Raw genomic sequence first — 11,599 nt, 5'->3', positions numbered from 1 at the left:
CCGGCCCATGTTCGAAGGATTGCGCTTCAACCACTGGAAGACGAGCCTGGACGAGCGCGGCATCGTCACGCTCAGCCTCGACCGCGCCGGCAGCAGCGTCAACGCGATCAACCGCGACGTGCTGGATGAGCTGGGTCAGATCGTCGAGCGGCTGGCGATCGAGCAGCCCGCCGGGGTGATCGTGCATTCCGCCAAGCCCGCCGGCTTCGCGGTAGGCGCGGATATCAAGGAATTCGTGGCGTACGCGAAACAGGGCAGCGTGCTGGAGAACATCGAGCACGGCCAGCAGGTGTACGAGGCGCTGGCACGGCTGACCTGCCGCACGGTGGCCGCAGTGCACGGCGCCTGCATGGGCGGCGGCACCGAGTTGATCCTGGCCTGCCACCAGCGCATCGCCGCGGATGACGACAAGACGAAGATCGCCCTGCCCGAGGTGATGCTGGGCATCCACCCCGGCTGGGGCGGCACGGCACGCCTGCCCCGGCTGATCGGCGCCACCGAGGCGCTATCCCTGATGCTGACAGGCAAGTCGCTGTCGGCGAAACGTGCGCTCGCGCTGGGCGTGGTCGACCGCGTGGCGCCACCCGACGAATTGCTGGCCGAGGCGCGCGCGCTGCTGCGCCGCCCGCAGACGCAGCCGTTCGCGCGCCGCGCCAAGGCCTGGCTCACCAACTGCTGGCCGGCGCGACAGATCCTTGCACCGATGGTGATGAAGCGGACCGCTGCCAAGGTGCGCAAGGAACACTACCCCGCCCCGTTCGCGCTGATCGACGTATGGCAGCGCGGCGGCAGCGACATCCGCCAGCGACTGAAGCTGGAGGCGCGCTCGGTGGCAAAGCTGGCGACCACGCCCACCGCGCACAACCTGATCCGCCTGTTCTTCCTGCAGGAGCGACTGAAGAACCAGAGCGCCGGCACCGAGCACGGCATCCGGCACGTGCACGTGGTGGGCGCCGGCGTGATGGGCGGCGACATCGCCGCGTGGGCCGCGCTGAAAGGCTTTGACGTCACCTTGCAGGATCGCGAGATGAAGTTCGTGCAGCCCGCGCTGGACCGTGCCCGCCAGCTGTACGAGAAGAAACTGAAGACGCCGGCGAGGGTCGCGGCGGCCAGTGCGCGCCTGCGCGCCGACGTCGAAGGCAAGGGCGTGGCCAGTGCCGACCTCGCCATCGAGGCGATCTACGAGAACGCCGAGGCCAAGCAGGCGCTGTACGCCGCGATCGAGCCGCAGTTCCAAAGCGACGAGATCCTCGCCAGCAACACCTCCAGCATCCCGCTGGACGAGCTGCGCAAGCAGCTCAAGGCACCGCAGCGTTTCCTCGGCCTGCATTTCTTCAACCCGGTGGCGCAGATGCCGCTGGTGGAAGTGGTGCGCCACGACGCGCTCGACCCGGCGATCGAGAAGCGCGCACTGGCGTTCTGCAAGGCGATCGGCAAGCTGCCGGTGGCGGTGAAAGGCACGCCTGGCTTCCTGGTCAACCGCATCCTGATGCCCTACCTGCTGGAAGCGCTGCGCCTATACAACGAGGGCGTGCCCGGCCCCGTGCTGGACAAGGCGGCGAAGGCTTTCGGCATGCCGATGGGGCCGATCGAACTGGCCGACACCGTGGGTCTGGACGTATGCGCCTCGGTCGGCAAGGAGCTGTCGCCCTTCCTCGGCCTGGAACTGCCACCGGGGCTGGAGGACAAGCTCGACGCCGGCAAGCGTGGCAAGAAGGACGGTCAGGGCTTGTACGTTTGGCAGGACGGCAAGCCGATCAAGCCGGAAGTCGATCCCGACTACCATCCCGCGCCCGACCTGACGGATCGCATGATCCTCGCCATGGTGAACGAGGCGGTGGCCTGCCTCGCCGACGGCGTGGTCGACGACGCCGACCTGCTCGATGCCGGCGTGATCTTCGGCACCGGCTTCGCGCCGTTCCGCGGCGGTCCGATCCAGTACCTGCGCAGCGAAGGCGCGGACAAGGTGAAGGCTAGGCTGGAGCAACTGGCGCAGCGCCATGGCGCCCGGTTCACGCCCAAGGAAGGCTGGGATCATCCGGCGCTGGCGGCGAGTACCGACACGCTCTGAATTCATGCTCATCGCATGTGAAAACGCCCGGCTCATGACCGGGCGTTTTCGTCAGAAGGTAGTGCAGCGGCCTACCAGACCAGATCGTCGGGCACGCCGTCGTCGTCAGCTGCTGCATCTGGATCGACCAACAAGGCCAGTTGGTGGGCATCGATCGCGCGCACCAGCTCGGCGATCTCGCGGCCGACCAGCAGATAGCGTCCGGCCTGCTGTACGACGCCCAGCTCGCCCGCGTTGAGCGCCGCCAGTTGTTCGGCATCGACATGGACGCGGCGGATCTTGCCGCCGTACTCGAAATTGCGCACCAACTCGGTCTCGGCCTTGTTCAAGGCCTTGCCGTCCAGCAGTTGCTGGATCTTCTGCTTGCGCTCGCGGCGCAGTCGCGCCTGTTCCTCGGCTTCCTGCTGGGCGCGCTTGCGCTCGCCCGCCTCGGCCTGGGCGCGGATCGCGTAGGCCTTGGCCAGGTCGATGTCTTCCTGGTTGCGCCGCGGCGTCGGCGGTTTGCCGCCGTGGCTGTGCGGCTTGGCAGTCGGTTTGCCGTTGCCTTCGTTGCCGCGCCTTTCCTCGCGGATTTGCTTGACGAGGCCGCTCTTGAGCAGCTGATCGCGCAGTGATTCACTCATGGATGGGATGTCGTGTTTTAGTAATGAGGCGGCGGCGGTTCGCTGTGCGGATCGGACGTCGCGCCCAGCCGCACGCTCTGCAGTTCCTGGCGCAGATGATGCACCAGCTGTTCCAGTTGGACGATGCGCAGCGCCTGCTCGGCGTCTGCGCCGGCCAGCGCCTGCACGGTGTCGTCGATGAAGGTCAGCCGCACTTCGAGATCGGCGAGGCGCTGCTCGATCGCGTCCATCAGCGTGCCACGCGCAAGCTGCGGCCACGGCCGATGCCGTAGTAGGCCAGGCCAGCCTCTTCCACCGCCGCCGGATCGTAGAGATTGCGACCGTCGAAGATCACCGGCGTCTTGAGCAGGGCGCGGATGCGCGCGAAATCCGGGCTGCGGAAGGCCTTCCATTCGGTGACGATGGCCAGCGCATCGGCGCCTTGCAATGCGTCGCGGGCGTGCTCGCACAGCACGAGGTCGTTGCGCTCGCCGTAGATGCGTCGGGTCTCCTCGCGCGCTTCCGGATCGAAGGCCTGCACGCAGGCGCCGGCATCCCACAGCGCTTCCATCAGGCGGCGGCTGGAGGCCTCGCGCATGTCGTCGGTGTTCGGCTTGAAGGCCAGCCCCCACAGCGCAATGGTCTTGCCCTCCAGGTCGCCATCGAAGTGGCGCGAGATCAGTTCGAACAACTTGGTCTTCTGATCGTGGTTGACCGCCTCGACCGCCCCCAGCAGGCGCGCCGCGTAGCCCGCGCCGCGCGCGGTGCGTTCCAGCGCCTGCACGTCCTTGGGGAAACAGGAGCCGCCGTAGCCCGCGCCCGGATAGATGAAGTGGTAGCCGATGCGCGGATCGGCGCCGATGCCCTGGCGCACCAGTTCCACGTCTGCGCCCACGCGCTCGGCGATGTTGGCGATCTCGTTCATGAAGCTGATCTTGGTCGCCAGCATCGCGTTGGCGGCGTACTTGGTCAGTTCGGCCGAGCGCTCGTCCATCACCACGGTGCGCTCGTGGTTGCGGTTGAACGGCGCGTACAGCTTGCGCAGCACGGCCACCGCCCGCTCGCTGGAGCTGCCGATGACGATGCGGTCGGGACGCAGGCAGTCCTCCACCGCGTCGCCTTCCTTGAGGAATTCGGGGTTGGAGACCACGTCGAATTGGATCGCAGCGTCACGCGTCGCCAGCTCGGCCGCGATCGCCGTGCGCACGCGGTCGGCAGTGCCCACCGGCACGGTGGACTTGTTCACCACCACGGCATAGCGATCCAGGTGCCGGCCGATGGTGCGCGCCACGCCCAGCACGTACTTCAGGTCGGCGCTGCCGTCCTCGTCGGGCGGCGTGCCCACCGCGATGAAGATCACCTCGGCGTGCGCGATGCCGGCCGCGGCATCGGTGGTGAAATCGAGCTGGCCGTCGGCGTGGTTGCGCCGCACGATGGGTTCCAGGCCCGGCTCGTAGATCGGGATCTCGCCGCGCAGCAGGCGCTCGACCTTGCCCGCGTCGATGTCGACGCAGACCACGTGGTTGCCCATCTCGGCGAGGCAGGCGCCGGTGACCAGGCCGACATAGCCGGTGCCGAAGATCGTGACTTTCATCGTGCTGCCGATTCCTCTTCGAACGGAACGTGCATTCTAACCGCGCGGTCGTTGCCGCGCAGGGACAAAGCAAGAGGGCGCGAATCGCTTCGCGCCCTCTTGTGATTGACTGCCGAAGCCGCGCTTACTTGGCGGCGGGAGCCGCCGGCGTCGGCTTGGTGCTGACCAGCGTCACGTCGAAGATCAGCGTGGCGTTCGGCGGCATCGGCGGCTGCGGCTCGGCGCCGTAGGCCAAGGCTGACGGGATGAACAGCTTGTAATGGCCGCCCACCTGCATCAGCTGCAGGCCTTCGCGGAAGCCCGGGATCACGCCGGCCAGCGGGATGTCGGCCGCGCCCGGCGGATTGTGCTTGGACGAGGCGTCGAACACCTGGCCGTCGACGAACGTACCGGTGTAGTCGATCTTCACCGTGTCGTTCGGACCCGGGCGGGCGCCGGTACCCTGGCTGATCACCTGGTACTGCAGGCCCGAGGCGGTGGTCTTCACGCCCGGCGCAGTCTTGTTCTTGGCGAGGAAGGCGTCGCCCTCGGCCTTGTTCTTGGCCGCCAGCTTGGTCATCTCGGCCTCGTACTTGGCCTTGATCTTGGCCATGAAGGCGTCATGCACCTGCTTGGCCTCTTCCTCGCTCATGCTCGGCTTCTGGCCGGACAGGGCAGCCTTCACCGCATTCGCCACGGCGGTCGGGTCCAGCTCGTCGCGCATGATCGGCGGCACCTGGGAAGCAATCTCCCAGCCAACCACGTAGCTGGCCTTGGCCTTGTCAACCGTACCGCTGGCGCTGGCAGCCTTGGTAGCCGTCTGGGCGGCGAACGCACCCGCCGACATGCCCAGCGTCGCGGCCACCGCAAGGGCCGTCAGCGTGGGGCGCAGAAAATGCTTCATTCGGTATTCCCTCGTGTTTTGGATATGCCGGTGCCGCCGGCCGGGCCCCCACAGCGGAGGCATGGTCGCCCATTGTGAGGCGCCCGCGCCGGGCTTGCAATCGGGTCTGCTTGCGACAGTCAAGCCGCAGAAAGGTTCCGCCGGTGCCGCGGAAAGCGCGAGCCCGACGCGGCGCAGCCGGGCACCGGGCGTCAGGCAGAATGGTGATGCTCGGGGGGCTCCGGCTTGTCCAGCGTCTCCTTCAGCGCGGCCTGCAGCCGCGCATGCAACTTGACCAGGGTGCGCCACAGGATCACCGCCAGCACCACGACGGCCACCAGCAGCGACAACGCCACGCCGAACGGCGGCAGGATCGCCGAGCCCAGCGCACCGACCAGCAGCGCCAGCGCGAACAAGGTGGCCAGCGGGATCATCCGCGCCAGCACGTTGCGGATCGCCTGCGTATAGCTGCCGGTGTAGCGTTCGCGGATGCCCAGCTCGGCCAGCAGCATGCCCAGCGCCTCGGCCTTGCGATAGACGGCGATCAGCATCGGCAACGACAGAAACAGCGCGCAGGCCCATATCAACGTGTGGCGCAGGTCGCGATGGATGCCAACCTGCGTGAACCAGATCCAGCTGTGTGCATTCACGTAGGCGCCGATCACGAACAGCGTAACCACCAGCAACACGTTGACCGCGATATGCCACAGCAGGCGGCGCAGCATCGCCGCCAGCACCGCGTTCTCGTCGACCGGCCGGAGGTTCTCCAGCCAGCCGCTGTAGCTGTCGGCCAGCACGTGCAGCGGCCGTGGCGTGATGCGCGACAGGCCATCGGCTAGGTGGTCGGCCGAGCGCCCCAGGTAGGGCGATACCGCCATGCACAGCACCGACACCGCCACCGCGATCGGATAGAGGAAATCACTGATCGCACCCAGCGACAGGCCCAGCGTGGCGATCACGAACGAGAACTCGCCGATCTGCGCCATGCCCAGGCCAGAACGCAGCGCGGTGCGCGCATCGTGGCCCACGGCGAGGATGCCGAGTCCACAGGCCAGCGTCTTGCCCACGATCACCACGGCGGCGATCAGCAGCGCCGGCAACGCGTACTGCCACAGCATCGCCGGGTCGATCTTCAGGCCGATCGCGACGAAGAACAGCGCCGCGAACATGTCGCGCAACGGCTCGATCAGGTGCAGCACGCGCCCCACGCTGCGCGCCTCGGCCACCACCGCGCCGGCAAGAAACGCGCCCAGTGCCACGCTGAAACCCATCCACGCCGCCAGCAGGCTGGCGCCGAAGCAGATGCCGAGCACGCTCACCAGCAGGGTCTCGTCGCGGCCGAAGCCCGCCACGTAATCCACCAGCCGCGGCAGCAGCAGCAGGCCCAGGACCATGCCCACCACCACGAACAGGCCGAGGTGGCCGATCAGCGCGAACGCGGTGTCCGCATGCACGGTGCCTCCGATCGCCACCGCGGTGAGCAGGGTCAGCATCACGATGGTGAGCACGTCCTCGGCCACCAGCAGGCCCACCACCAGCTTCGCGAACGGCTGGCCCTGCTTGCCGCTTTCCTTGAGCGTGCGCGTGGCGACCATCGTCGAGGAGAGCGCGATGATCGCGCCGAGGAACAGCGCGTCGATGCCCTTCCAGCCGAACAGGCTGCCCAGGCCCACGCCGATCCACAGCATCAGCCCCACTTCCAGTACCGCCACGGCGAGCACGCCGATGCCGACCTCGCGCAGCTTGCGCACGCTGAACTCCAGCCCCAGCGTGAACATCAGCAGCACCACGCCGAGGTTGGAGATGTCGTCGATCGCGCGCGGATCGGCCACCAACGTGCCCGGCGTATGCGGGCCGATCAGCACGCCGGCCAGGATGTAGCCCAGCAGCACCGGCTGGCGAAAACGCTGGAACAGGATCGTGGCGGCGCCGGCCACGAGCATCACGATCGCGAGGTCGCGGATGAAGCCGATCTCGTGCATGTCTTCCTCTCGTTGCGCCGATGCAGGAAGCTTAAACGATGCCTCGCGCCGGCCGTGATCGCGGCCGGGCGAAGCTCGCCGATTCGACGTCGTCGAGCGCGTGAAAATTTCTTGAAAAAAAGCTTGACGGAAATGCGACCCCCGCCTATTCTTTGCGGCTTCCAGCGGCGGGGCCATAGCTCAGCTGGGAGAGCGCCTGCATGGCATGCAGGAGGTCGGCGGTTCGATCCCGCCTGGCTCCACCAACGTTTGATTCAAGGCAAGTCCTTTGCGAGAGACCGCACCTCCAGTGCGGACTTTCCGAAAAAGCAACGTCCCCATCGTCTAGAGGCCTAGGACATCACCCTTTCACGGTGGCGACCGGGGTTCGAATCCCCGTGGGGACGCCAAGATTCGATACGCGTTGTTACGTTTGCTGGAAACACATGTGGAGCGGTAGTTCAGTCGGTTAGAATGCTGGCCTGTCACGCCGGAGGTCGCGGGTTCGAGTCCCGTCCGCTCCGCCACGATCAACAAGAAAGCCGCCTCCGGGCGGCTTTCTTGTTGGGTTGTATCCGGGGTTGCATCAAGACATCTCAAGCGTACCGACGGAATGTCCCTGCTCCGCCAGGTATTCCAGCCAGCGCGCGAGAAACCCGTTCATTTGCAGGCGATGCTGAAACACCGTGTGTGCCGGCGCGAACGGGCCAAGCACCTGCCACAGGTGTCGCCCTGGATGGCAGTGCAGCGCCTCGGCCACGTGGGCGTCGGTGTACATGCGCAACTGCGCCGACGGCGCGCGGTGGCCGGTGTGCGCATCGACGAAACCGTAGGTGAGTTCCAGTTCCAAGGTGTAGGGATGGCGTTCCTGCACCGCCAGGTGCACGTTGAGTCCGTCGTCCACGTCCGACACGTAGCTCCCCGGCGCCAACTGCTGCGGCGCGAACAGCCGCGTCAGCCGGTGGTAGTTCTCCGCATACAGGCCCATCAGGAACTCGAAGCGTCCCGGCAACAGGCTGTGGCGGTCGTCGAGTACGGCACTCATGGTGGGCGCTGGCTACTCCGATGTGGTTGCAGGATGCGGTTTCAGAACATGGTGCGCTCGATGCCGAAGCTCGCGAAGATCTTGCTCGCGATCTCCTCGATCGACACGTGCGTGGTGTTGAGGAACGGGATGCCGGCCTGGCGCATCAGCCGGTCGGCCTGCTCCAGCTCCCAGCGGCACTGCTTGATCGTGGCGTAACGGCTGCCCGCGCGGCGCTGCTCGCGGATCTGCGCCAGCCGCTCGGGCTCGATGGTGAGCCCGAACAGACGGTCGCGGTACGGCCGCAGGCGCGCCGGCAGTTCCAGTTTTTCCAGGTCCTCGTCGGTCAACGGGTAGTTGGCGGCGCTGACGCCGTAATGCAAGGCCATGTACAGGCAGGTCGGCGTCTTGCCCGAGCGCGACACGCCAACCAGGATCAGGTCGGCTTGCGCATAGTCCACGTCGATGCCGTCGTCGTGCGACAGCGCGTAATTGGTGGCGTTGATGCGCGCCTCGTACTTGTCGAAATCCACCAGGCCGTGCGAGCGGTTCACCGCACCGGAACGCTTTGCGCCCAGCTCATCCTCCAAGGGGCCGATGAACGGCGCGAACACATCCAGCATCAGCGCACCGCTGGCGGCCACGATTTCGCACAGGGCGCGGTCGGCCATGGTGTTGACCACGATCGGCCGCTCGCCGCTCTTGGCGTAGTGCGTCTTGATGCGCAGCGTGGCCGCCTCGGCCTTGGTCGCGTCGTCGATGAAGGGCAAGCGGTGCTTGTCGAAACGCACCCCCTCGAACTGCGCGAGGATGCTGTTGCCGATCGTCTCCGCGGTGATGCCGGTGGAGTCGGAGATGAAGAAAACCGTGCGCTGCATGGGGAGTCCAAGGGTCGTGGCGCCTGCCTGCTGCGCACCATATCGCAAGGTCCGGAAGCTGTCGCCGCTTGACCGGCGCCTGACTGGTATGCAGTTGGCTCGGCGCCGGGCGGCATTGGTCTTCTTGTGCCATGCACCATCGACAGCGGACAATACCAATCCTTTGCGGCCCGCTTCGGGCCTTTGCTTTGTGACCATTCCACTCGTTGCGGCGCTTCCTGAGGAGACACCCTTGAACCATCTGGTGCTTTGGCTCGACCAACTGCGCATGACCGACCTGGGCAAGGTCGGTGGCAAGAACGCCTCGCTGGGCGAGATGATCGGCAACCTCGCCAAGCTCGGCGTCTCGGTGCCCGGCGGCTTCGCCACCACGGCCGACGCGTTCCAGCAGTACCTGGAAAAGAGCGGCGTGGCCCAGCGCATCCAGACGCGTCTCGCCGACCTCAACGTGGAAGACGTGGACGCGCTGACCAAGGCGGGCAAGGAAATCCGCGAGTGGGTCACCGAGACTCCGCTGCCGGCCGAGCTCGACCAGGCCATCCGCGATGCCTACGCCAAGCTGTGCAAGGACGCGGGCGCCGACAACATCGCGGTGGCGGTGCGCTCCTCCGCGACGGCCGAAGACCTGCCCGACGCCAGCTTCGCCGGCCAGCAGGAAACCTTCCTAAACGTGGTCGGCGTCGAGGACGTGCTGCACAAGGTGAAGGAAGTCTTCGCCTCGCTGTACAACGACCGCGCGATCGCCTACCGCGTGCACCAGGGCTTCGCCCACGAGAACGTGTTCCTCTCCGCCGGCGTGCAGTTGATGGTGCGTTCGGACGTGGGCGCCGCCGGCGTGCTGTTCACGCTGGATACCGAGTCCGGCTTCCGCGACGTGGTGTTCGTCACCGGCAGCTACGGCCTCGGCGAGATGGTCGTGCAAGGCGCGGTGAACCCCGACGAGTTCTACGTGTTCAAGCCCACGCTGAAGGCTGGCAAGCCGGCCGTATTGCGCCGCAATCTCGGCGCCAAGCAGCTGCGCATGGTCTATTCGAACCAGCCCGGCGAGCGCGTGAAGACCGAGGACACCCCGGTCGAGCTGCGCAACCGCTTCTGCATCAGCGACGCCGACGTGGAATCCCTGGCGAAGCAGGCATTGATCATCGAGCAGCACTACGGCCGCCCGATGGACATCGAGTGGGCGAAGGACGGCCACACCGGCAAGCTCTACATCGTGCAGGCGCGCCCGGAGACTGTGAAGTCGCGCGCCCACGCCACCCAGCTCGAGCGCTTCCACCTCGGCGAGAAGGGCAAGGTGCTGGCCGAAGGCCGCGCGATCGGCCAGAAGATCGGCGCCGGCAAGGCGCGTGTGATCCGCTCGCTGGCCGACATGAACAAGGTGCAGCCCGGCGACGTGCTGGTAGCCGACATGACCGACCCCGACTGGGAGCCGGTGATGAAGCGCGCCAGCGCCATCGTCACCAACCGCGGCGGCCGCACCTGCCACGCCGCGATCATCGCGCGCGAGCTGGGCGTACCGGCGGTGGTGGGCACGCACAACGCGCTGGACAGCATCCCCGACGGCACCGAGGTCACCGTGTCCTGCGCCGAGGGCGATACCGGCACGATCTACGCGGGCCAGTTGAAGTTCGAGCGCATCACCGCCGACCTCGGCGCGATGCCCGAGGCGCCGCTGAAGATCATGATGAACGTGGCCAACCCCGAGCGCGCGTTCGACTTCGGCATGTTGCCGAACGCCGGCATCGGCCTCGCCCGCCTGGAGATGATCATCGCCAGCCACATCGGCGTGCATCCGAAGGCGCTGCTGGAATACGCCAAGCAAGACGCCGAGACCAAGGCAAAGATCGACGCGCGCGTCGCCGGCTACCCGGGCCCGGTCGAGTTCTACGTGGATCGCCTCGCCGAAGGCATCGCCACCATCGCCGCCTCGGTGTACCCGAAGCCGGTGATCGTGCGCATGAGCGATTTCAAATCCAACGAATACGCCAACCTGCTCGGCGGCTCGCGCTACGAGCCGCACGAGGAAAACCCCATGATCGGCTTCCGCGGCGCCAGCCGCTACGTCGATCCCAGCTTCGCCGAGGCGTTCGGGCTGGAGTGCAAGGCGGTCAAGCGCGTGCGCGAGACGATGGGACTGGACAACGTGTGGGTGATGATCCCGTTCGTGCGCACGCTGGACGAAGGCCGCAAGGTGGTCGAGGTGCTGGCGAAGAACGGACTCAAGCAGGGCGAGCACGGCCTCAAGCTCATCATGATGTGCGAGGTCCCCTCCAACGCCCTGCTCGCCGACGAGTTCCTCGACATCTTCGACGGCTTCTCGATCGGCTCGAACGACCTCACCCAGCTCACGCTCGGCCTGGATCGCGACTCCAGCATCGTCGCCGGCCTGTTCGACGAGCGGAATCCGGCGGTGAAGAAGCTGCTGGCGATGGCGATCCAGACCGCGCGCGCCAAGGGCAAGTACATCGGCATCTGTGGCCAGGGGCCGAGCGATCATCCGGATTTGGCCGAGTGGCTGATGGACCAGGGCATCGAGTCGGTCTCGCTGAACCCGGATACGGTGGTCGATACTTGGTTGAAGCTGGCGAAGAAGAAGGCCGGCTGAGC

9 protein-coding genes and 3 tRNA genes are annotated in these 11,599 nt (G+C 66.7%); 5 read left to right on the top strand and 7 right to left on the bottom strand.

The features are described from left to right. Positions 1-7: 7 nt before the first annotated feature. Positions 8-2,071: a 3-hydroxyacyl-CoA dehydrogenase NAD-binding domain-containing protein gene (locus tag B0E52_RS09695; protein ID WP_077483616.1), complete on the top strand. Its 2,064-nt coding sequence runs from the start codon at positions 8-10 to the stop codon at positions 2,069-2,071. Positions 2,072-2,142: 71 nt separating this feature from the next. Here the strand turns inward: B0E52_RS09695 and B0E52_RS09690 are convergent, their stop codons facing one another. The 5 genes from B0E52_RS09690 to B0E52_RS09670 form a co-directional block, all read right to left on the bottom strand. Continuing rightward, positions 2,143-2,694 carry a DUF2058 family protein gene (locus tag B0E52_RS09690; protein WP_077483615.1) on the bottom strand — a complete coding sequence of 184 codons (552 nt, stop codon included), beginning with the start codon at positions 2,692-2,694 and terminating at the stop codon, positions 2,143-2,145. Positions 2,695-2,711: 17 nt separating this feature from the next. Continuing rightward, positions 2,712-2,924: a SlyX family protein gene (locus B0E52_RS09685; protein ID WP_077483614.1), complete on the bottom strand. Its 213-nt coding sequence runs from the start codon at positions 2,922-2,924 to the stop codon at positions 2,712-2,714. Further along, a complete protein-coding gene (locus B0E52_RS09680) occupies positions 2,924-4,267 on the bottom strand; it encodes a UDP-glucose/GDP-mannose dehydrogenase family protein (RefSeq protein ID WP_077483613.1) in 1,344 nt (447 codons plus the stop codon). Before B0E52_RS09680 ends, B0E52_RS09685 begins: the two co-directional genes overlap by 1 nt. Positions 4,268-4,391: 124 nt before the next feature. Further along, complete coding sequence (locus B0E52_RS09675) at positions 4,392-5,150, bottom strand: FKBP-type peptidyl-prolyl cis-trans isomerase (RefSeq protein WP_077483612.1); 759 nt, start codon at positions 5,148-5,150, stop codon at positions 4,392-4,394. A gap of 191 nt (positions 5,151-5,341) precedes the next feature. Beyond that, complete coding sequence (locus tag B0E52_RS09670; RefSeq protein ID WP_077483611.1) at positions 5,342-7,111, bottom strand: cation:proton antiporter; 1,770 nt, start codon at positions 7,109-7,111, stop codon at positions 5,342-5,344. 169 nt (positions 7,112-7,280) lie between these two features. On the opposite strand from B0E52_RS09670, the gene B0E52_RS09665 reads away from it, so the two are divergent. From B0E52_RS09665 to B0E52_RS09655, 3 genes are all read left to right on the top strand, one after another. Then, positions 7,281-7,356: transfer RNA gene (locus B0E52_RS09665), tRNA-Ala, on the top strand. A gap of 68 nt (positions 7,357-7,424) precedes the next feature. Beyond that, positions 7,425-7,500: transfer RNA gene (locus B0E52_RS09660), tRNA-Glu, on the top strand. A 40-nt stretch (positions 7,501-7,540) separates the two neighbouring features. Next, a tRNA-Asp gene (locus tag B0E52_RS09655) sits at positions 7,541-7,617 on the top strand. 59 nt (positions 7,618-7,676) lie between these two features. On the opposite strand, the gene B0E52_RS09650 is transcribed toward B0E52_RS09655, so the two are convergent. Then, positions 7,677-8,135, bottom strand: coding sequence for a DUF1249 domain-containing protein (locus tag B0E52_RS09650; protein ID WP_077483610.1), 459 nt, complete (start codon positions 8,133-8,135; stop codon positions 7,677-7,679). A gap of 41 nt (positions 8,136-8,176) precedes the next feature. Beyond that, the gene (locus tag B0E52_RS09645; RefSeq protein ID WP_077483609.1) at positions 8,177-8,992 is read right to left on the bottom strand and encodes a pyruvate, water dikinase regulatory protein; all 816 of its coding nucleotides are present in this window, start codon (positions 8,990-8,992) and stop codon (positions 8,177-8,179) included. A gap of 232 nt (positions 8,993-9,224) precedes the next feature. Between B0E52_RS09645 and ppsA the strand changes: the two genes are divergently transcribed. Continuing rightward, positions 9,225-11,597, top strand: coding sequence for a phosphoenolpyruvate synthase (gene ppsA, locus B0E52_RS09640; protein WP_077483608.1), 2,373 nt, complete (start codon positions 9,225-9,227; stop codon positions 11,595-11,597). The last annotated feature ends 2 nt before the right edge of the window (positions 11,598-11,599 follow it).

It is taken from the genome of Rhodanobacter sp. C06 (genome assembly GCF_002001105.1).
Lineage (GTDB): Bacteria > Pseudomonadota > Gammaproteobacteria > Xanthomonadales > Rhodanobacteraceae > Rhodanobacter_A.
This window is presented reverse-complemented; position numbering and strand designations above follow the sequence as displayed.

Coding starts and splice junctions, on each gene's coding strand:
- B0E52_RS09695 (WP_077483616.1), top strand. CDS start 8: ATGTTCGAAGGATTGCGCTTCAACCACTGGAAGACGAGCCTGGACGAG.
- B0E52_RS09690 (WP_077483615.1), bottom strand. CDS start 2,694: ATGAGTGAATCACTGCGCGATCAGCTGCTCAAGAGCGGCCTCGTCAAG.
- B0E52_RS09685 (WP_077483614.1), bottom strand. CDS start 2,924: ATGGACGCGATCGAGCAGCGCCTCGCCGATCTCGAAGTGCGGCTGACC.
- B0E52_RS09680 (WP_077483613.1), bottom strand. CDS start 4,267: ATGAAAGTCACGATCTTCGGCACCGGCTATGTCGGCCTGGTCACCGGC.
- B0E52_RS09675 (WP_077483612.1), bottom strand. CDS start 5,150: ATGAAGCATTTTCTGCGCCCCACGCTGACGGCCCTTGCGGTGGCCGCG.
- B0E52_RS09670 (WP_077483611.1), bottom strand. CDS start 7,111: ATGCACGAGATCGGCTTCATCCGCGACCTCGCGATCGTGATGCTCGTG.
- B0E52_RS09650 (WP_077483610.1), bottom strand. CDS start 8,135: ATGAGTGCCGTACTCGACGACCGCCACAGCCTGTTGCCGGGACGCTTC.
- B0E52_RS09645 (WP_077483609.1), bottom strand. CDS start 8,992: ATGCAGCGCACGGTTTTCTTCATCTCCGACTCCACCGGCATCACCGCG.